The 17,640-nt window shown below is 69.5% G+C and carries 18 protein-coding genes and 1 pseudogene; 8 read left to right on the plus strand and 11 right to left on the minus strand.

Annotated elements, in window-relative coordinates; all coding sequences use genetic code 11:
• Positions 1 to 24: 24 nt before the first annotated feature.
• The 7 genes and pseudogenes from SSP08S_RS44000 to SSP08S_RS44025 form a co-directional block, all read right to left on the minus strand.
• Positions 25 to 813, minus strand: a complete 789-nt coding sequence (locus SSP08S_RS44000) for an IclR family transcriptional regulator (RefSeq protein WP_019074031.1) — start codon at positions 811 to 813, stop codon at positions 25 to 27.
• Between the two features lie 42 nt (positions 814 to 855).
• Positions 856 to 1,710: a fumarylacetoacetate hydrolase family protein gene (locus tag SSP08S_RS44005; protein WP_019074032.1), complete on the minus strand. Its 855-nt coding sequence runs from the start codon at positions 1,708 to 1,710 to the stop codon at positions 856 to 858.
• Positions 1,701 to 2,330, minus strand: coding sequence for a hypothetical protein (locus SSP08S_RS64885; protein WP_500809287.1), 630 nt, complete (start codon positions 2,328 to 2,330; stop codon positions 1,701 to 1,703). Before SSP08S_RS64885 ends, SSP08S_RS44005 begins: the two co-directional genes overlap by 10 nt.
• 33 nt (positions 2,331 to 2,363) lie before the next feature.
• Positions 2,364 to 3,299 (minus strand): annotated as a pseudogene (locus SSP08S_RS64890) (FAD-dependent monooxygenase); the annotation flags it as partial.
• The gene (locus tag SSP08S_RS44015; RefSeq protein ID WP_019074034.1) at positions 3,296 to 3,790 is read right to left on the minus strand and encodes a VOC family protein; all 495 of its coding nucleotides are present in this window, start codon (positions 3,788 to 3,790) and stop codon (positions 3,296 to 3,298) included. The gene SSP08S_RS44015 and the pseudogene SSP08S_RS64890, both read right to left, overlap by 4 nt.
• Before the next feature lie 45 nt (positions 3,791 to 3,835).
• Positions 3,836 to 5,347, minus strand: a complete 1,512-nt coding sequence (locus SSP08S_RS44020; protein ID WP_019074035.1) for a carotenoid oxygenase family protein — start codon at positions 5,345 to 5,347, stop codon at positions 3,836 to 3,838.
• A gap of 104 nt (positions 5,348 to 5,451) precedes the next feature.
• Positions 5,452 to 6,915 (minus strand): benzaldehyde dehydrogenase, encoded by a 1,464-nt coding sequence (locus SSP08S_RS44025; protein ID WP_019074036.1) that lies wholly within the window; start codon positions 6,913 to 6,915, stop codon positions 5,452 to 5,454.
• A 140-nt stretch (positions 6,916 to 7,055) separates the two neighbouring features.
• Between SSP08S_RS44025 and SSP08S_RS60130 the strand changes: the two genes are divergently transcribed.
• Both SSP08S_RS60130 and SSP08S_RS57135 read left to right on the plus strand, forming a co-directional pair.
• Entirely contained in the window at positions 7,056 to 7,940 is an 885-nt protein-coding gene (locus tag SSP08S_RS60130; RefSeq protein WP_019074037.1) for a nuclear transport factor 2 family protein, read from the plus strand.
• A 62-nt stretch (positions 7,941 to 8,002) separates the two neighbouring features.
• Positions 8,003 to 8,620 carry an NADPH-dependent FMN reductase gene (locus SSP08S_RS57135; protein ID WP_019074038.1) on the plus strand — a complete coding sequence of 206 codons (618 nt, stop codon included), beginning with the start codon at positions 8,003 to 8,005 and terminating at the stop codon, positions 8,618 to 8,620.
• A 114-nt stretch (positions 8,621 to 8,734) separates the two neighbouring features.
• Here SSP08S_RS57135 and SSP08S_RS44040 read toward each other — a convergent pair whose 3' ends face one another.
• Positions 8,735 to 9,619 carry an alpha/beta fold hydrolase gene (locus SSP08S_RS44040; RefSeq protein ID WP_019074039.1) on the minus strand — a complete coding sequence of 295 codons (885 nt, stop codon included), beginning with the start codon at positions 9,617 to 9,619 and terminating at the stop codon, positions 8,735 to 8,737.
• A gap of 89 nt (positions 9,620 to 9,708) precedes the next feature.
• Here SSP08S_RS44040 and SSP08S_RS57140 point away from each other — a divergent pair, with 89 nt between their 5' ends.
• Positions 9,709 to 10,215, plus strand: a complete 507-nt coding sequence (locus SSP08S_RS57140) for a MarR family winged helix-turn-helix transcriptional regulator (RefSeq protein ID WP_051106099.1) — start codon at positions 9,709 to 9,711, stop codon at positions 10,213 to 10,215.
• Positions 10,216 to 10,339: 124 nt separating this feature from the next.
• Here the strand turns inward: SSP08S_RS57140 and SSP08S_RS44050 are convergent, their stop codons facing one another.
• On the minus strand, positions 10,340 to 10,879 hold the full coding sequence (locus tag SSP08S_RS44050) for a YbhB/YbcL family Raf kinase inhibitor-like protein (protein WP_019074041.1): 540 nt from the start codon (positions 10,877 to 10,879) through the stop codon (positions 10,340 to 10,342).
• A gap of 100 nt (positions 10,880 to 10,979) precedes the next feature.
• Here SSP08S_RS44050 and SSP08S_RS44055 point away from each other — a divergent pair, with 100 nt between their 5' ends.
• Entirely contained in the window at positions 10,980 to 11,687 is a 708-nt protein-coding gene (locus SSP08S_RS44055; protein WP_043260239.1) for a GntR family transcriptional regulator, read from the plus strand.
• A gap of 50 nt (positions 11,688 to 11,737) precedes the next feature.
• Here SSP08S_RS44055 and SSP08S_RS44060 read toward each other — a convergent pair whose 3' ends face one another.
• The gene (locus tag SSP08S_RS44060; RefSeq protein WP_019074043.1) at positions 11,738 to 12,667 is read right to left on the minus strand and encodes a LysR family transcriptional regulator; all 930 of its coding nucleotides are present in this window, start codon (positions 12,665 to 12,667) and stop codon (positions 11,738 to 11,740) included.
• 80 nt (positions 12,668 to 12,747) lie between these two features.
• Between SSP08S_RS44060 and SSP08S_RS57145 the strand changes: the two genes are divergently transcribed.
• Positions 12,748 to 13,854 (plus strand): carbon-nitrogen hydrolase family protein, encoded by a 1,107-nt coding sequence (locus SSP08S_RS57145; protein ID WP_051106095.1) that lies wholly within the window; start codon positions 12,748 to 12,750, stop codon positions 13,852 to 13,854.
• The gene (locus tag SSP08S_RS44070; protein ID WP_019074045.1) at positions 13,851 to 14,798 is read left to right on the plus strand and encodes a serine/threonine dehydratase; all 948 of its coding nucleotides are present in this window, start codon (positions 13,851 to 13,853) and stop codon (positions 14,796 to 14,798) included. The genes SSP08S_RS57145 and SSP08S_RS44070 overlap by 4 nt, the downstream gene beginning before the upstream one ends.
• A 108-nt stretch (positions 14,799 to 14,906) precedes the next feature.
• Here SSP08S_RS44070 and SSP08S_RS58495 read toward each other — a convergent pair whose 3' ends face one another.
• Entirely contained in the window at positions 14,907 to 15,608 is a 702-nt protein-coding gene (locus SSP08S_RS58495) for a TetR/AcrR family transcriptional regulator (RefSeq protein WP_019074046.1), read from the minus strand.
• A 127-nt stretch (positions 15,609 to 15,735) separates the two neighbouring features.
• On the opposite strand from SSP08S_RS58495, the gene SSP08S_RS44080 reads away from it, so the two are divergent.
• Complete coding sequence (locus tag SSP08S_RS44080) at positions 15,736 to 17,025, plus strand: acyl-CoA dehydrogenase family protein (protein WP_019074047.1); 1,290 nt, start codon at positions 15,736 to 15,738, stop codon at positions 17,023 to 17,025.
• Positions 17,026 to 17,060: 35 nt separating this feature from the next.
• Positions 17,061 to 17,636: a flavin reductase family protein gene (locus SSP08S_RS44085; RefSeq protein ID WP_102133533.1), complete on the plus strand. Its 576-nt coding sequence runs from the start codon at positions 17,061 to 17,063 to the stop codon at positions 17,634 to 17,636.
• Positions 17,637 to 17,640: the final 4 nt, after the last annotated feature.

Raw genomic sequence — 17,640 nt, forward strand, 5'->3', positions numbered from 1 at the left:
GCTCAGAGCGTCGGAGTGCCGCTCTCACCCACCGACGACGGTCAGACGGTCAGTGATCTTCCGGGCCGTGGCCAGCACCTTCTGCGCCAGCTCCGCCTCCGCCTCGGGAAACACCCTGGAGGCGAGCGCGGCGACGCTCACGGCGGCGACCACCCGCTCCTCGGCGTCCCGGATCGGCGCGGCCACGCCCGTCACATCGGGGTCCAACTCGCCGCGGGTGACGGAGTACCCGGCGCGACGGATGTTCGCGAGCCGGTCCATGAGCGTGTCCACGTCGGTGAGCGTGGCCGGTGTGAATCGCCTCAACTCGGCTGTCTCCAGCAGTCGGCGCGCCTCGTCCTGCGGGATCCAGGCCAGCAGGACGAGCGCGGAGGCGCCGGCGTTGAGGGGGAGCGTGCTGCCACGCTCGTAGGAGATGCGTACGGCCCGTGCGGCGGCCTCGGCGCGGTCGACGCAGACGACCAGTTCCCCGGAACGACGGGTCAACAGCACCGTCTCGCGCACGTCCTCGGACAGTTCGGTCATTGCCGGAAGGGCGATGTCGGAGAGTCCGTAGCTGCGCCGGGCCAGCCGGCCGATTTCCAGAACGCGCAGCCCGAGCCGGAAGCCGCCGCCTGGCGCCTCCTCCAGGAACCTGCTGCTCACCAGGGACTGCAGGTATCGGTAGGCGGTCGAACGGGCGACCCCCAGGCGCTCGGCGACGGCGCTGCCGGAGATGACGAGATGGGTGTCGTCGAACATCATCAGGATGTCCAGGGCCCGGTCGGCCGTGGAGTTGCGTTCGCGATAGCTGGGGGACGCTGATCCTGACATAGGGGACACCCTACCGTGCGGGTGTCTCCCGCCCGCCTCGGGTCACAACCGGTCCTTGACGACGGTGTTGCGCAGCTCGCCCACGCCCTCGACGAATGTGACCAGCTCCTGCCCGGGGCGCAGGAAGACCTTGGGGTCGCGTCCCGCCCCCACTCCGCCCGGTGTGCCGGTGGCGATCAGATCACCGGGCACGAGCGTGATGATGGTGCTGACGTAGGCGATGATCGCGGCGACGTCGAAGAGCAGGTCGGACGTGTTGGACTTCTGCATGGTGTGGCCGTCCACGCTGCAGCCGACAGTCAACCCCGAAGCGCCCGGGGGGAGTTCGTCCGGAGTCACGAGCGCGGGACCGACCGGGGTCGTCGCCTCGAACGTCTTCCCGGAGAGGAACTCCCGGGTGCGGTGCTGCCAGTCCCGTACGGTCACGTCGTTGACGACGGTGTAGCCGCCCACGTAGGCGAGCGCGTCGTCCCGGGTGACGCGCCTGGCCCGGCGTCCGATCACGACACCGAGCTCCGCCTCCCAGTCGAGGTCGTCGCTGACGGACGGCATGTGCACGTCGTCGTGGGCACCGACCAGGGAGCCGTCGTACTTGGCGAAGAGGGTGGGGTGAGTGGGTGTGGGGCGGCCCATCTCCTTGATGTGCGTGGCGTAGTTCAGGCCGAGGCACACGATCTTGTTGGGATGCGGGACGACGGGAGCGAAGGACGCCCCGTCCAGTGCCATCCGCTTGCCGTCGGCCACTGCGGCGCGATGGTGCCAGTCCTCTCCGCTCGCCAGCAGGGCGCCGATGTCCTCGTACGGCAGCACGACCAGTTCGTCGCCGTCATGACGGGCGGCGGCGGTGGACGGCGCGTCGGAGTCGGGGGAGGGCAGACGGACGGTGCTCAGTCGCATGACAGTTCTCCTGGGGGAGGGGGTGAAATGACGGCAAGGGTCGGTGCCGCCGTTGAACTCGCGGGCGTTTCAACGCTGTTGGGGAGGGCTTGAAGAACGAAGCGCTCCAGGTGGCGCGCAACGCCTTCGGCGTCGGCGGCGTCGAAGACCGCGGCCACCAGCCGGTCCGGCCGGACCAGGACGAAGTGTCCGGAGAGCCGGGCGAACAGGGCATCGGCGCGGCCGTCCGCGGCTGCGATTCCGATACACCCGGGGTGGTCCCTCGGCGCACGGTCGCCGACGGCCACGTCCGCGAGGCGATCCGCCGGCAGCCGTGCTTCCTCGACGGTTGCCCAGTCGTCCTGCGAGACACCTACTCCGAGCAGGCTCCAGCCGGGACCGAGGACGTCGTCGAGCCGAGCGATCGGGCGTGCGGTGCCGTGCAGAACCTGAGCTCGGGGTAGCTCCGTACCCACCAGTGGATCGGTGCGATCGCCCAGCGAGGGGACGAAAGCGCCGGTGCGGACCGGTGCCTCCGGACGGTAACGCGCACTCCCGAAGCAGTGACGCCCCCAAGAGGTTCGCAGGGCCGTACGCACGCAGAGGTCGCGCAGGCGGGCGCGTGCCGTGCCGGTGGTCATCGCGGTGCCGCCGAGTCGGACGGACCGATCCACCACGGCCTGAAGGCGCGGCCTGCGTTCCGTGTCGTAGGTGTCCAGCAGCGGGTCTCCGCCACGCCCTGTCAGCACCTCGGCCAGCTTCCAGTACAGGTTGGCGGCGTCCAGGAGGCCGGAGCCGAGTCCCTGGCCGGCGAAGGGCGGCATCAGGTGTGCGGCATCGCCGAGCAGGAAGCAGCGTCCCTCGCGCAACCGGTCCGCGAGCAGTGCGTGCGAAGTGGACGCCACGACGTGCTCCACTTGGGCGGGCGTGATCTCGCGGTACGGGCGCAGCAGTTCACGCACCAGAGCGAAGGGCGGAGACGACCCGGGGGCGCATTCTGCGCGCGGAAGCCTGAACGCGTACCGGCAACGGCCGTCACTGCCCGGTACCACGACGGCGGGGTGGCGCGGGCCCTCGTGATGCATGGCGTAGAGCTGGTCGCCGGAGTCGTCGAGCGTGTCGACCACCAGCCAGACATCGGGAAAACTGTGGCCCTGCATGGGGATGCCCAGAAGCTCACGCACGGTGCTCCGGTCACCGTCGCAGCCCAGGACGTACGGCACGTCGAGGTCTGTCGCAGCCTCCCCGCCGAGGGTCGGTCCGAGCCAGGCGCGTACATGGTCGGTGTACTGCTGCAGGGAGAACAGACGGGTGCCGAAACGGGTCTCGACGGTGGGAGACCGCACCAGTTCGGCGAGCAGGACGTGTTCCAGGTGGATCGCCTCGTCCACGCCTGCGCGCCGCAACATGCGCAGGCACTCGGCGCCCAGGCCGGCCGCCCCGGCGTGCTCGCCGACGTCCGCGTTCCGCTCGACGAGCAGAACGCGGACACCGGCAGAGCCGAGAAGGTGCGCCGTGGTGAGTCCGACGGGACCGGCCCCGACGACGAGGACCTGCGGCCGAGCACCGGGATCCCGGCGCCCGCGGCGTCCCGAGGACGCCACCGTCATTGAACCGGCTGGTAGGCGGCGCCACCGTCGGAGAGGAGGCGTTCGGCCTCGGCGAGCACGGCGGCGGGATCCTGGTCGAGGTCGATGGTCTTGCGGAACGGCTGACGTACGTCGCGGTCGATCCGCAGGTAGACCTCGTTGCGGTTGCCCTCGGGATCGAAGAAGTAGATGCCGATGGCGTTTCCGTGCGTGACCTCCTGCTGCACCTCGATGCCTTCGGCACGGAACCGATGGTGGAAGTCGATGATCGTCTCCAGCGAGTCGACCCGCCACGACACCTGGTGGGTCAGCCTGGACCCCGGCGGTGCGGTCCGGCCCCGCTGGAGCACGAACTCGTGGTGCTCCTCGTCGGGCCGCGAGGAGAAGAACACGATGCCGAGCTCCGTGTCCTCGTCGGTCACGGTCAACCCCATGACACGGGTGTAGAAGTCACGCATCGTCTCCAGGTCGTCCACCCAGAAACCGGTGTGTCCCAGGCCGGTGATAGCCATGGACGTCTCCTTTCAAAACGTCGAACGCGCAGTGCGGTGGGCGGGTCAGTTCGCGTCGCCGCGGGCGGCCACGGCCTGGTCGAGCGTGGACTGGTCGGCCCAGTTGCCGTGGAAGCCGAAGGGCACCCGGCTGGGCAGCTTCACCCGGGCCAGCGGGGTGCGTCGCAGGTCGGCGGCATCGTGGACGAGGAGTTCGCTCAGGCCTGTCTCGCGGTTCCACCACAGGGTGAGCAGGTAGCCGTCGTCCTCGGCGGTGGCGTTCTCGCGGGCGACGAAGACCGGCTCGCCCGGGCTGGTGAGGTGGTCCGGTCCCTCGACGATCGTGGTGGAGTCGCGCAGGTGGTCGTGTTTGGCGAGACCGTCGCTCATGATGTCGTCGACCAGGTAGCGGGTGGTGACGAAGTATCCGTAGCGGTGGGGGCGGCCGGTGTAGGCGTCGTTGATCCTCGGGAACTCCCCGGCGACGCCGCCGACCATCTCCTCCGTCGCCCGCCCGGTCGTCAGGTCCACGCGCCAGCGGTGGGGGATCGAGGGAGGGAACCAGGAGTGGGACGTCACCGGAGTCTCCAGCCGGTCGGCCGGCGTGCCCAGGCGGGTGATGCGGTGCCCGTCGATGACGACCTGGCCGTTCTCCTCGTAGGCGTTGTAGAAGTGGGAGTTGGCCCACTGGCCGCCCACCTCGTGCCAACTGACGGCGTGTGTCCGCCGGTTCATGAGCACGATCTGCACGCCGTGCGGCAGTGACGCCTCGTCCCAGACCACGCCCGGCTCGCCCCGCATGATGTGGTCGAGGCGGAACTGGGCCGGTGTGACGAAGAAGATCGCGTAGTTGTCGCTGACGGCGAAGTCGTGCATCAGCACCGGCACCTTGATGTCGAAGCTGTGGCTGTCGACGACGTGCCCGGTCTTCACGTCCGCCCGGTACCAGGTGATGGTCGGCCCGGTGGCGGCGAAGAAGAGCATGTCGCCGCTGTCGGGGTCCATCTTGTAGTGGGCGGTGCACAGGACGTCGATGCCGCCGTGGAAGTCGTGCGTGCCGTACGTCTCCAGGGTTTCGGGGTGCATCGAGTACGGCAGGCCGCCCTCGAAGTAGACCAGCAGGTGGTCGTCGAAGATGCCGACGTTGGTGTTGGCGACGTTCTTCGCGGGCGGGGCGCCCTGGGGGAGCGGCGCCGTACTCCCGCCGTTGGCGAAGCCGCTGTAGACCGCCTCGCCCTGTTCGACCTCGAACTTCATGGAGTCGGTCATCACCCAGCGGGTGCGGTAGGCGGCGCGCCCGTCGCGCAGGTAGATCCCGCAGACCATGCCGTCGCCCTCCCACCAGTGGTAGCGGTCGGGATCGCGCGGTGTGAAGCGGGGGTTGGAGGAGATACGGAACAGCGCCCCGGCGAGGTCCTCGGGGATCCGGCCGTCCACCTCCAGGTCGAAGGCCGCGTCCTCCTCCGTCCAGGGAGTGAACGGGCCTTCCAGGAACTTGTTGCCGGGCGCCCAGTCGGCTGCGTCCTGGGCGAGCCGCGGGGTCGGGGGTTGTGCGGTGACGCGTGGCGCGATCGTCATGGGATCGGGCAGGGACGGGCCTGGTCGTGGAGGAGGGGTCATCGGGATGCTCCAAGTGCGGGTGAAGCGGGGGTGGGGTGCCGGGACGGAGGATCGGCGCGGGGTCAGAAGGGGTAGTCGGGGATCTCGCCGCGGACGGTGACCCACTGCTGTTCGGTGAAGGCTTCGAGGTTGGCGACGCTGCCTCCGTGACGGGAGCCGTTGCCGGACTCGCCGACACCGCCGAACGGGACGGTCGCCTCGTCGTTCACGGTCTGGTCGTTGATGTGGACAAGACCGGTGGGGATCCGGTCGGCGAGCGCGAGGCCCTTGGCCACGTCCCGGGTCAGGATGCCCAGCGACAGTCCGTACTCGGTGTCGGTGGCAAGCCGGACGGCTTCGTCGAGATCCTGGAAGGGCACGACCGGGGCGACCGGACCGAAGATCTCCTCCGTGAAGGCACGGGCTTCCAGCGGTACGTCGGCCAGCACCGTCGGCCGGTAGAACAGGCCCTCGTAGGTGCCGCCGGCCGCCAGCCGGGCACCGGTCGCCACGCTGTCGGTGACGATGGCGTGGGCCGCCTGCAGCTGCCGGTCGTCGATCATCGGGCCCAACGCGACCTGCCCGGTGGCCGGGTCCCCGACCGGGGCGGCGTTCGCGTGCTGGGCCAGCAGCTCGGCGTACTCCCCGGCGATCGAGGCGTGCACCAGGTGGCGGCTGGAGGCCATGCACACCTGTCCGGCGTGGTGGAACGAGCCGAACGCACCGGCCGAGACGGCCTTTTCCAGGTCCGCGTCGTCGAGGACGATCAGCGCCGAGTTGCCGCCGAGCTCCAGGTGGACCCGCTTCAGCCGCTGTGCCGCCGCGGTGGCGATCGCCTTTCCGGCCCGCGTGGAGCCGGTGAACGCGATGACGGGCACGCGCGGGTTGTCCACCAGCGCGGCGCCGACGTCGGCGCCGCCGGGCAGCATGTGCAGCACGCCGGCGGGCAGGCCCGCTTCCTCGAAGACGCGGGCGATGGTGACGCCGCCGCAGATGGCGGTGCGCGGGTCGGGCTTGAGTATGACGGCGTTGCCCAGCGCCAGGGCGGGAGCGACGGCGCGCATGGCCAGCACCATCGGCGCGTTGAACGGGGAGATCACTCCGACCACGCCCACCGGGCGCCGCCGCGACAACGACAGCCGGTCCTCGATGGACCGCAGCACCTCTCCGTACGGGGCGGCCGCCAGGGCCGCGGACTCGTAGCACTCCTCGGCCGCGCCGTTGGAGGTCTGGAAGTCGGCGAACGGCCTCAGCGCACCGGACTCCCGCACGATCCATTCCGCGATCTCGGCGTGGTGCTCCTCGAACAGGCGCGCCGCCCGCCGCAGCACCTGGGCGCGCTCGATGTAGGGCCGCGCCGCCCAGTCGCGCTGGGCCTGTACGGCGCGTTCCACCGCGCGCTCCAGGTCGTAGGGCGTGGCGGAGGCGACTCGGCCCAGGGTCTTGCCGGTCGCCGGCTCGGTGGAGTCGTACGACTCCCCGGTCGCCTTGGTCCATTCTCCCGAGAAGATCCGCTCCTGCCAGACGTCGGCATCCAGAAAAGTCATGGGGTCTCCTTCTCCGCAGGACACCTACCGGTGTCCTGTATTTCCGAACAGATGAGTCAACTTATAGGACACTCTCGCTCGCGGGGAAAGTGTCGGGGCTCAGGTTGACGTGAACTGTACGGTACAGTTTAGTGGCTCGTATGGCTACATCACTCGAGCAACAGCCACGCATCAACAAGCTTCTGGTCGGCCGGTTCCTCGCCGACGTCCTCGGCGCGAGGAACGCCGACGCGGTCACCGACTACGTCGCCCCGGACCTGGTTCAGCACGGTGCCGACGCCCCTGACGGAGCGCGGGCGTTCGCCGAGCTCCTGCGCCGCGAGTTCGACGGTGGACCGACGGCGGACCAGGGTGTGGCCGATGTCTCCGAGCCGCGGGACCCGGTGTTCGTCATCGGGGAGAACGACCTGGTCTGCGTCTGCGACTACCTGCCGCAACCGGACCCGGACGCCCCCGGCACCACCTTCGACCACTACGCGTTCACCACCTACCGGATCCGCGACGGCCGGATCACCGAGCGGTGGCCGTCCCTCAACAAGATCGCCCCACCGCGGCCCCCCGCACCGGGTACGCCGACGCGGACGACCACCGTGTCGTCGTCCCCGTCGACGGACATCGAGGCCAACAAGCGCCTGGTCGTGGACTTCTACCGCTGCGTCTTCGACGCCCAGAACCCCGATGCGGTCAAGGAGTTCGTCGCCGACGACTACGTCCAGCACGTGTCCCACTACCCGCCCGGCCGGGCGGGACTGGAGGAGTTCGTCCGCAGCCGATTCCCGAACGGCCCCCTCCCGCCGCCCGACGAGCCCCTCATCCCGCCGGCGCTGATCGTCGCCGAGGGCGACATCGTCGTCATCGCCGCACTGCTTCCCCAGGCCGAACCCGACGGAAGCGGCGCGCTCTACCCGTACTACGTGTACGACGCCTACCGCGTGCGCGGGCAACAGCTCGTCGAGCACTGGAGCGGCATCAACAAGTCCGCCCCGCCCAAGCCTCCCGGCCCTCCGCCGACCGGCCGGCCCTGACCGGTCGTCGGCCCCTCGGCCTGTTCCCCCTCGAACACGGACATACTCAGAAAGGCTCAACCATGCCGAAGTTGCATGTTGTCGTCGGAAGCACCCGTCCCGGCCGGCTGGGACTACCCATCGGCCAGTGGGCGGCCCAGGCGGCGAAGGAGCACGGGGGCTTCGACGTCGAACTCGTCGATCTCGCCGAGATCGGCCTGCCGCTCCTGGACGAGCCCGGTCATCCGCGTGCGGGTCTGTACGCCCACGAGCACACGCGCAGGTGGAGCGCGACGGTGGACGAGGCCGACGCTTTCGTGTTCGTCACGCCCGAATACAACTCCGGCCCTCCCGCCGCGCTGCTGAACGCCCTTTCCTTCCTGTACGGGGAGTGGCTCTACAAGCCCGTGGGCTTTGTCAGTTACGGGGGTGTCGCGGGCGGCCTGCGTTCCGTGCAGGTGCTCAAGCAGGTCGCGACGGCGCTCAAGATGATGCCGGTTCCCGAGTCCGTGGCCATACCGTTCGTCTTCAAGCACATGGGCGAGGGCGGCTTCCGGTCCGAGGCGCCGATGGACGCCGCGGCCACGATGATGCTCGACGAACTGCTGCGCTGGAGCGAGGCGCTGCGTCCCCTGCGCCTGAATCCGCCGCCGGCCCCTGCCGGGCCGCCGGTGCCGGGACCTCCTGTGGCGCGTGTCTAGTGGTGTGACCGCTCAGGTTCGCCGGGGCGGGGTCGCGGCAGGTGAATGTGCTGTGACATCCGACCCGGCCGCTGGAGGCGCTGTGGCCGAGCCCATCCATGTGCGCTGCCCGCGTCACCCTGCGTTGTCGAGCTTCTCGTAAAAGGACAGGAGGCCGTCGGCGAGCCTGTCGGGGGCTTCCATCGCCGCATAGTGGCCGATCCTCTCGAGGGAGAGGACGCTGACGTCCTCGGCGACCTGGCGCATTGTCGTCGGGGTGAACTCGCCCGATCTGCCGCCGACGGCGAGCACGGGTGTGGTGAGTTTCCGGGATGACAGTCGGCGGATTTCGGCGCCCTCACGGAGCATCGATCGATACAGCCCGGCCGCGCCGTTGAATCCCTCGGGCCGCGCGTACGAGCGGGCGAGTTCGTCGATGTCGTCGTCGGTGAACGCGTCGGGGGTCGCGCAGAGCGAGGGGATCGCGTATTGCGCGAGGAATGCCCGTTCCCGTCCGGCGAGCAGCAACTCGGGGATGCCCGGAGCTGCGAGCACGCCGATGTGCCAGGCGCCGCCGGAGGTGACGTCCGCGAGCTTTTCGACACCGAACCCGGGCAGCCCGGTCTCGATCGCCGTATGGCTTCGCACCAGGTCGGGGCGCGTGGCGGCGACGCGGAACGTGGTGGGGCCGCTGATGTCCTGGCCCGTGAGGTGGACAGGGCCCGCGTCGAGCCGCGCGATCAGCTCACTCAGGTCCCGGGCCGCGGTCGTACTGTCGTGGGCCGCGGTCGCGGGGGCGGAGTCGCCGAAGCCGCGAAGGTCGGGGGCGAATACGCGGTGGTGCTCGCTGAGCAGGGGGATCAGTTTGCGGAAGACCCACCAGGTCTCGGGGAAGCCGTGGACCAGCATGACGGGAGAGCCGGCGGTCCCGGCCGATATGTAGTGCAGTTCGGTCCCGTTCAGGCTGACCTGGTGGTGTTCGACGCCAGGGATGGTGGCGCCGCCGGTAACGGGGTTCATCGTTCTCCTGGACTCGATCGACAACATGGTTGTCAACCTACAGGTCGACAACCATGTTGTCGACCTTCGCTTCTCGTATGCTTCGTCGCATGGCACGTTCACCGGGCGCTGAACTAGCGCTGCTTCTTCTCGGCGGCTTCCAGGCGATGGTGGACGACGTGCACGGCGAGTTGGCGCACCGCGGGCACCCCGGCGTGCGCGCAGGGCATGAGTTCGCCCTGCGCGCCATCGACGGGGGAGCGGACACAGCCTCGGAACTTGGCCGCCGGCTCTCGGTCTCCAAGCAGGGTGCCGCCAAGACGATCACGTCACTGGAGAAGCTCGGATACGTCGAGCGGGAGCCCGACCCGGTCGATGGTCGCCTCAAGCGGCTGCGGGTCACCGACCGCGGTCACGACATGATGACGCTGGGCGCCTCGCTCTTCGACGACGTGCGCGAGCGCTGGGCGGCTCAGATGGGCCCTGGGCAACTCGAAGCTCTTGAAGGCCACCTGGCCCGGTTTGCAGCGAGTCGGCTGTCGGGCGTTGAACCCGCCGCACGGCTCGTAGACGATTTTCAACCCGGCTCGTCGAGTGGTCCTGGGACCGGCTGGTGAGTGCATTCGGTGCTCGGAACGCACTCACCCTCGACGAGGTCCCGTCAGGCCGGGGAGAGTTCGGCGGTCTCCCCGCCGTTGCCGACCACCACCGTGGTGTAAATGAGCCGACCCATGTCGATCCTCAGGCGGAGGTCTCGGCGGTGGCGGTCAGGACCGCGCGGCCGAGTATGTGTCCGGCCATGGTGAAGCCGAGGACGGCCGGTGTGGCGTCGGCCGTGACGCCGATGGACTCGACGCCGAGGGCGTGCACCACGACGAAGTAGCGGTGCGGGCCGTGCCCGGCCGGCGGGGCGGCGCCTATGAAGCGGGCGGCGCCGGCGTCCCCCCGCAGCTGAAAGGCGCCCTGGGGCAGGCCCGAGCCGGTGTCGTCGCCGGCGCCCTCGGGCAGATCGGTGACGGTGGCGGGGATGTCGGCGACCGCCCAGTGCCAGAACCCGGACCCGGTGGGGGCGTCGGGGTCATAGACGGTGACGGCGTAGCTCTTGGTGCCTTCCGGGGCGCCGCTCCAGGACAGCTGGGGCGAGACGTCCTTCCCGCCGGGCACGCCGAAGATGCCGGAGAACTGTTCGGGCGACCAGGCGGAACCGTCCGTGACGGTGGTGCTGGTGACGGTGAAGGAGGGCACCTCGGGGAGGCGGGCAAAGGGGTCGTTGGCACTCATCGTGTCGTTCCTTTCGGGGGCACGGCTGGGGTTGCGCCAGCACTGAATCGACGATAACACAGATAATCGATTATCTTTTGGATCGTCTATGCTGACAGGCATGACCGAGACGGCCCAGACCTCGACCTCGCAGCCGGGGAAGCAGATGCTCTCCGAGCAGGTCTACGCGCACCTGCGGGACGCGATCCTGCGCGGAGACCACGCCCCCGGTGACGCCCTCAAGCCGCAGGACCTCGCCAAGGAACAGGGCGTGAGCCTGGCCGTCGTGCGCGAGGCGCTCGTACGGGTGGTCGGCGAAGGCCTCGCCGACCGGCTGCCCAACCGCGGCTTCGCCGTTCCCACCGTCTCCGACCGCCGCTGGCAGGAGATCACGGAGGCCCGCCGGACCATCGAACCCGTCCTGCTGCGCATGTCCGTCGAGCGCGGCGACGTCGACTGGGAAGCACGCGTACGAGCCGCCCACCACCGTCTGGCCCGCACCCCGGCGTACGAACCTGGAGAGGGCGAGTACTACAGCAGCACTTGGTCCGAAGCCCACCGGGTCTTCCACCGCACTCTGCTGGACGGGTGCGGCAACCCTGTTCTGCTGGAGACCTTCGACCGGATGTGGACCGCGAGCGAGCTGGCTCGTCGCTGGTCGGCGCACCACAACCCCGACCGGGACGCCATCGGTGAGCACCGCCGTCTGGAGGAGGCGGTGCTCGCGCGCGACGCCGACACGGCGGCCGAGGTACTGACCCGGCACCTCACCCAGACCGCGGCCGTACTGACTGGCCGCACCCAGGACGAACCCTCCAAGAAAGCCTGATGCGCCTCGCCGACACCTCACTCGCGTCGGCGACTTCCACAGCTTCGATGTCAGTGATCAGGTGCAGTCGTCCGGCCGCCGACGTCTCGGCTCCGGATCGTCGCGGCCGCACGGTGCAGTTCTGTGAGCACCATCCGTACGGCTCGCCGTGCGGCACGTTCGGGGCGGTGGAGCACATCGATATGGCGTCGGGTGGACACGCCACTGAGCGGTCTGAGGATCACCGCGGGGTGCGGGCGTGCGGTCCAGCGGGGCATCAGGGCGAGGCCGCCTCCGGCGGCCACGACCTCGGCGGCCACCGCGAAGTCGTTGATGCGATGGACGATGTCGAGCCGCCGGTTCGCGGCGGTCGCGATGGCGTCGACGGTGGCCATCAGCGGGAAGCCGTCGTCGACGGTGATCCAGGGTTGATCCGCGACGTCTTGCGGGGTGAGGCGTCGCTCGGCGGCCAAGGGGTGGTCGGCCGGCAGCGCGATGTCGAGCGGTTCACGCAGCAGGGTGCTGGCGGTGACCGTGGTCGGCCACGGCGGCGCTTGGCCGAGACGGTGGGCGAGTACGAGGTCGTAGTCCCGGGTCAGTCGCGGGAATTGGTCTTGCGCGACGTCCTCGTCGGCGAGCGAGATCTGTGGGCGTCCAGGGCCGGCCTGGGCGAGCAGCAGTGGGAAGAATGCGGCGGCGGCGCTGTGGAAAGCCGCTACCGACACATCCGCGTCCGGCCGGTCGACGAACTCCTCAATGGTGTGCCGCGCCCTGGCCAGTGCCGTCTCCACCTCGATCGCCGCCCTGGCCAGGGCTTGCCCGGCATCGGTGAGCACCAACCGCCGTCCGTCACGCTCGGTGAGTGGGACCGGGATCGAGCGTTGCAGCAGCCGTAGCTGTTGGGAGATCGCCGAGGGAGTCATCAGCAGCGCCTCGGCGGTCGCGGTGACGCTGCCCAGTTCGCCGAGTTCCCGCAAGATCTGCAACTGCCGTTCGTTCATCGTCTCAATGTAGTGATGCTTCAGGATTGTTGAAGAACCTCGTCCTTGGCTTCAGGGTGAAAGCGGCGCAGCGTGGAGGCATGACCAGTGACAACAGCACGTGCGGCGGCCCGGACACAGGTCCCGGCCGGGCGGGAGTCGTTCGGGCCGGCGTAGTGCAGGCCGCCCCGGTTCCGTTCGATCCGGTGGCCACCCTGCGTGTGGTGGAACGGTGGCTGCTTGAGGCGGCCGAGCGGAACCTGGATCTCGTGGTGTTCCCCGAGGCGTTCGTCGGCGGGTACCCCAAGGGATCGGCGTTCGGGGGAGTGGTGGGCGACCGGACCCCTGCCGGACGAGAGGAGTTCGCCCGGTACTGGAACGGCGCCGTGGAGGTGCCGGGACCCGTCACGGACCGCCTGGGCGAACTGGCGGCCGACGCACGCGCGCACCTGGTCATCGGCGTCGTCGAACGGGAACACGGCACGCTCTACTGCACGGTCCTGTTCTTCTCCGACACCGGAGCCTTCCTCGGGAAGCGGCGCAAGCTCATGCCCACCGGCGCCGAGCGGATGATCTGGGGATTCGGCGACGGCTCGACCCTTGAGGTGCACCCCACGAAGCTCGGCCGGCTCGGAGCCGTGATCTGCTGGGAGAACCTCATGCCCGCGACGCGGATGGCCATGTACGCGCAAGGCATCGAGCTGTACTGTGCGCCGACGGCGGACAGCAGGGAAAGCCACCACGCGACCATGCGCCACATCGCCATGGAAGGCCGATGCTTCGTACTGGCGGCGAACCAGTGCCTGCGCACGAGGGACTTCCCGGCCGATCACCCCACGCCGTACGGCGACGACCCGGAGCACCTCATCTCCCGGGGTGGCAGCAGCATCATCGGCCCGCTGGGCGAGGTGCTGGCCGGCCCCGTCCTGGATCAAGAGGCCTTGCTGACCGCGGACCTCGACATGGCCCAGATCCCACGCGCTCGCTACGACTTCGACCCCGTCGGCCACTACGCGCGGCCCGACATCTTCCGCCTCCACGTGGACACCACCGTCCGCCGCGCCGTACAGACCGACGACAGTCCGAGCGAATCCCCCCGGGTCGGCCTGCCCGCCCCCTTCACCTCGCCGCGCGCCACGCCTGACGACGCGCCCGACAGGTCCCTCCTCGCTCAGAGGTATCCCGACTCCCTTGGACAACGCCCATGAACGCACAGCCCGTCGGCATGCCCTCCCTGGACGACATCGCGTCTGCGGCCGGACGGATCCGCGACGTGGTGCGCCGTACACCGGTGATACGGGTGGCGGCCGGGGAACTGGGCGTACCCGTCCCCGTCATTCTGAAGCTGGAGTTCCTCCAGCACACCGGCTCCTTCAAAGTCCGCGGCGCATCCAACGCCCTCGCTTTCCTGCGCGCCGCGGAAGGCGGCGTCCCGACCGCCGGCGTGTGCTGCGCGTCGGGAGGCAACCACGGGGCGGCCGTGGCCTGGGCGGCGCGCGCAGTGGGCGTGCCCGCCACCGTGTTCGTGCCCGACTTCTCACCCAAGGCCAAGACCGACGTCATCGAGTCCTTCGGCGCACGCCTGCGCCGGGTCGAAGGCTTCTACGCCGACGCGCTGGCGGCCAGCCAGGACCATGCCCGGCACGAGGGCGCCTTCCACGTCGACGCCTACGACGACCCGCAGACGGTGGCGGGGCAGGGCACGCTCGGCCTGGAGCTCGCCGAGCAGATACCGGAGGGACAGCCCGTGCTGGTCGGGTGCGGTGGAGGAGGCCTGTACGCAGGGGTCGCCCTGGCGCTGGACGGACGCAACCGCGTGACCGCAGCCGAACCGTCCTCGGCGCCCTCGCTCACCGCGGCGCTGGAGGCAGGAAGACCTGTGGACGTGGAGGTCGGCGGTATCGCGGTGGACAGCTTGGGTGCTCGTCGGGCGGGCCGCATCGCCACCGCTGTCGGCCTCTCGCTCGGCATGAAGACCCTCACCGTCGAGGACGATGACATCGCCGACGCCCGCACACTCCTCTGGCAGCGGCTACGCATCGTCGCCGAACCCGGCGGAGCCACCGCCCTCGCGGCGCTGCTCACTCACCCCGAACACTTCCCGGACGGGGCCACCGTCGTCGTCTCAGGGGCCAACACGGCACCCGCGTAGGGCATCGCTTGGGCGGTGACCGTCACAGGCCCGCCGTGCGGTCATCGACAGGCGTGCTCAAGGACGCCGTGGCGCAGAAGGTCATGCCCGCCGCGCCACGGCGATAGGTCAGGCGGTTGCCCGGGACAGGCGGGGGAAGACCTGACCCTTCGCGGAATCCGGGGCGTTCGGAAGGCCGCCGGCACGCAGGCCCTGCAAGAAGATCGCTGTTGCCCATCGGGCGTACGCGTCGAAGTGGACCGGGTCGCGGTCGGCCTCCGGATCCTGCAGCGCGTCCATCTGCGGTCCGGCCGCGGTCATGCGCACGAACAGTCCCGCGTATGCCTCCGGGTCGGGAAGGACGTAGCCGCGCTGTCGTGCGTCGTCGCGGAGCGCCACGGCCACCAGATCGATGACATGAGGCACTCCGAGGGACCGAATCGCCTCGGTCAGCTCGGTGCGCCGGCCCGCTTCGACGGTCAGGACGCGGATGAAGGCCAGGTAGGTGGTGGTCGTCGTGGCCTGGAGGAGCTTCAGGACGATCCGTGCCAGCCTCTCCTGCGGATCGTCGACGGAGGCGAGCATCGTCTGGTTCAGGTCGAAGTCGAGGGAGGCTCCGCCGCGGGCGATCACCGCGCGGAACAGCTCCAGTTTGTCGCCGAAGTGGGCGTAGACGGTGGTTTTCGAGACGCCGGCCTTCGCTGCCACGGCGTCCATCGAGGTTTGATCGAAACCGAGTTCGAGGAACAGCCCGACGGCCGCGTCGAGAATGGGTGCCCGCTTGCTTCGCCCGTTCGAGCCTGCGCGCTGGGGGTGGTCCCGCTCAGCCATCTCACTCCTTGCCGAATCCGGCCCTGTGGGAGCCGATACGCGTCTCATCGCTTGACCTTTCGCTGAACTCTACCGTACAGTCCAACTGAACTGAACGGTGCAGTTCAGTAAGAAAGGAAGGCGCTCCATGAGCAAGCCACCCTCTCCAGCCGTTTCCGGAGCCGACGTCACCGCGTCGGCGGAGCAGTCTCCCCGCCTCAGTGACCGTGGTCGGCAGATCCGGGACCGGACGCGTGCCCTCACCGCTCTGCTGCGGGAGGAAGCGCAGGAAGGAGAGCAACTCGGCGCCCTGCCTCCCGAGACGCTCAGAGCGATACACGAAGCGGGTGTCTTCAAGATCGCCCTCCCCGGCGAACTGGGTGGTTATGCCCTCGGCGCGCGAGACACCGTGGAGATCATCACGGCACTCGGCGAAGGGGACGGGTCCGCCGCGTGGACGGTCTTCGTGGCCGGCGGCATCCGCAACGTCCTCGGCTTCCCGCAGCAGACCGTCGACGAGGTCTTCAAGGAGATCGACACCTGGATAGGCCCCCTGGTCGTCGGCGCCTCCGTGTTCTCCACGAGCGTGGGATCGGCACGGCGTACGGACGGCGGGTGGCTGGTCTCCGGCAAGTGGGCGTTCGGCAGCGGGTGCAAGCACGCGGCATGGGCGGCAGTGGGCGTCACCTACGAGGACGCGGAAGGCCGCCCGCACCGGGGGATGGCCCTGCTGAGCCGCGAGCAGTACACGATCCTGGACGACTGGAAGGTCATGGGCCTGAAGGCCACCTCCAGCAACAGCATCACCGCCCAGGAGGAGGCGTTCGTCCCCGACCACCGCTTCGTCGACCTGGCCGACTTCCCCGCGGTCATGGACAGCGTGCGGGAGCGCTACGCCGGCCTCGGGTTCCGCAACGACACGCGCGCGCTCATGCTGACCACCTGCCTCAGCAACGTGGCCGTCGCGCTCGGCATGGCCCGCGGCACCCTGGACTGCTTCGTCGAGCAGGCGAAGGTCCGCAAGCCGTTCAACCTGCCCTACCCCACGGTGGCGGACATGCCGTCGACCCAGGTGGCAGCCGGCACGGCCCGAGCGATAGTCAACGCCGCGCAGGCGACGATCTTCGGCCACGCCGACGAGGTGGACCGCCGCGCCCTGGCCGGGATCGAGTTCACGGGCGCCGAGGAGTCCGAGATCACGATGGACCTGGTCTACGCGGTGCGGCTGTGCGCGGACGCCATCGACAAGCTCCAACTGGCCATCGGTTCCTCCACGGTGAGCCTCAAGAACCCGATCCAGCGCTTCGCGCGTGACGTGCGCGTGCTGGCCACTCACGGCGCCATCCGCTTCGACCCGTTGGCCGAACTCAGTGGCCGCCAACTCCTTGGACTCGAACCGTTTCCCATGTTCGCAGGCGGCGTGCCCCAAGTGGGCTGAGCCGACCGCCGCACAGGAAGAAAGAACTGATGACCATGTCGATCAATGAGCCCCGGTCCCATGAGCCCACGGGGGTGGGCTTCGGTCTCGAGCCGCGGCCCACCCCCGTGGCACCCACGGACGCGCGGGCCCTGCGGGAAGCGTTCGGCCATTTCCCGAGCGGGGTGATCGCGGTGTGCGGAATGGTGGACGACCGCCCTGTCGGAATGGCGGTCAGCTCCTTCACGTCCGTATCGCTGGCCCCGCCGCTCGTCTCGGTGTGCCTTCAGACCTCGTCGCGCACCTGGCCCAAACTCAAGCAGCTGCCGTGGCTGGGCCTGAGCGTGCTGGGCGAGCAGCAGGGTGAGGTGTGCCGCGCGCTGGCAGGTGCGGAGGAGACCCGGTTCGCCGACGTGCACTGGGAGTCGACCGGAGAAGGAGCGGTCGTCCTTCCCGGGGCGGTCACCTGGTACACCTGCACGCTTCGGGCCGAACTCCCGGCGGGCGATCACATCATCGCCCTGCTGGAGATAGATCGACTCTGGACGCTGCCGTCGGCCGAGCCCCTGGTGTTCCACGGAAGCCGCTTCCGGCGGCTCCAGGACAGCGACAGGTCGGCTGTTCCCGCCTGAGCCG

The organism is Streptomyces hokutonensis, from assembly GCF_000376565.1.
Lineage (GTDB): Bacteria > Actinomycetota > Actinomycetes > Streptomycetales > Streptomycetaceae > Streptomyces > Streptomyces hokutonensis.

Excerpts from the sequence above, each read along its gene's own strand:
- SSP08S_RS58495 (WP_019074046.1), bottom strand. The coding sequence starts at position 15,608 with ATGGCTGAGCGGGACCACCCCCAGCGCGCAGGCTCGAACGGGCGAAGC.
- SSP08S_RS44055 (WP_043260239.1), top strand. The coding sequence starts at position 10,980 with ATGACCGAGACGGCCCAGACCTCGACCTCGCAGCCGGGGAAGCAGATG.
- SSP08S_RS44060 (WP_019074043.1), bottom strand. The coding sequence starts at position 12,667 with ATGAACGAACGGCAGTTGCAGATCTTGCGGGAACTCGGCGAACTGGGC.
- SSP08S_RS64885 (WP_500809287.1), bottom strand. The coding sequence starts at position 2,330 with ATGACCACCGGCACGGCACGCGCCCGCCTGCGCGACCTCTGCGTGCGT.
- SSP08S_RS44050 (WP_019074041.1), bottom strand. The coding sequence starts at position 10,879 with ATGAGTGCCAACGACCCCTTTGCCCGCCTCCCCGAGGTGCCCTCCTTC.
- SSP08S_RS44000 (WP_019074031.1), bottom strand. The coding sequence starts at position 813 with ATGTCAGGATCAGCGTCCCCCAGCTATCGCGAACGCAACTCCACGGCC.
- SSP08S_RS44080 (WP_019074047.1), top strand. The coding sequence starts at position 15,736 with ATGAGCAAGCCACCCTCTCCAGCCGTTTCCGGAGCCGACGTCACCGCG.
- SSP08S_RS44005 (WP_019074032.1), bottom strand. The coding sequence starts at position 1,710 with ATGCGACTGAGCACCGTCCGTCTGCCCTCCCCCGACTCCGACGCGCCG.
- SSP08S_RS57140 (WP_051106099.1), top strand. The coding sequence starts at position 9,709 with ATGGCACGTTCACCGGGCGCTGAACTAGCGCTGCTTCTTCTCGGCGGC.
- SSP08S_RS44085 (WP_102133533.1), top strand. The coding sequence starts at position 17,061 with ATGTCGATCAATGAGCCCCGGTCCCATGAGCCCACGGGGGTGGGCTTC.
- SSP08S_RS57145 (WP_051106095.1), top strand. The coding sequence starts at position 12,748 with ATGACCAGTGACAACAGCACGTGCGGCGGCCCGGACACAGGTCCCGGC.
- SSP08S_RS44020 (WP_019074035.1), bottom strand. The coding sequence starts at position 5,347 with ATGACGATCGCGCCACGCGTCACCGCACAACCCCCGACCCCGCGGCTC.
- SSP08S_RS60130 (WP_019074037.1), top strand. The coding sequence starts at position 7,056 with ATGGCTACATCACTCGAGCAACAGCCACGCATCAACAAGCTTCTGGTC.
- SSP08S_RS44040 (WP_019074039.1), bottom strand. The coding sequence starts at position 9,619 with ATGAACCCCGTTACCGGCGGCGCCACCATCCCTGGCGTCGAACACCAC.
- SSP08S_RS44015 (WP_019074034.1), bottom strand. The coding sequence starts at position 3,790 with ATGGCTATCACCGGCCTGGGACACACCGGTTTCTGGGTGGACGACCTG.
- SSP08S_RS44070 (WP_019074045.1), top strand. The coding sequence starts at position 13,851 with ATGAACGCACAGCCCGTCGGCATGCCCTCCCTGGACGACATCGCGTCT.
- SSP08S_RS57135 (WP_019074038.1), top strand. The coding sequence starts at position 8,003 with ATGCCGAAGTTGCATGTTGTCGTCGGAAGCACCCGTCCCGGCCGGCTG.
- SSP08S_RS44025 (WP_019074036.1), bottom strand. The coding sequence starts at position 6,915 with ATGACTTTTCTGGATGCCGACGTCTGGCAGGAGCGGATCTTCTCGGGA.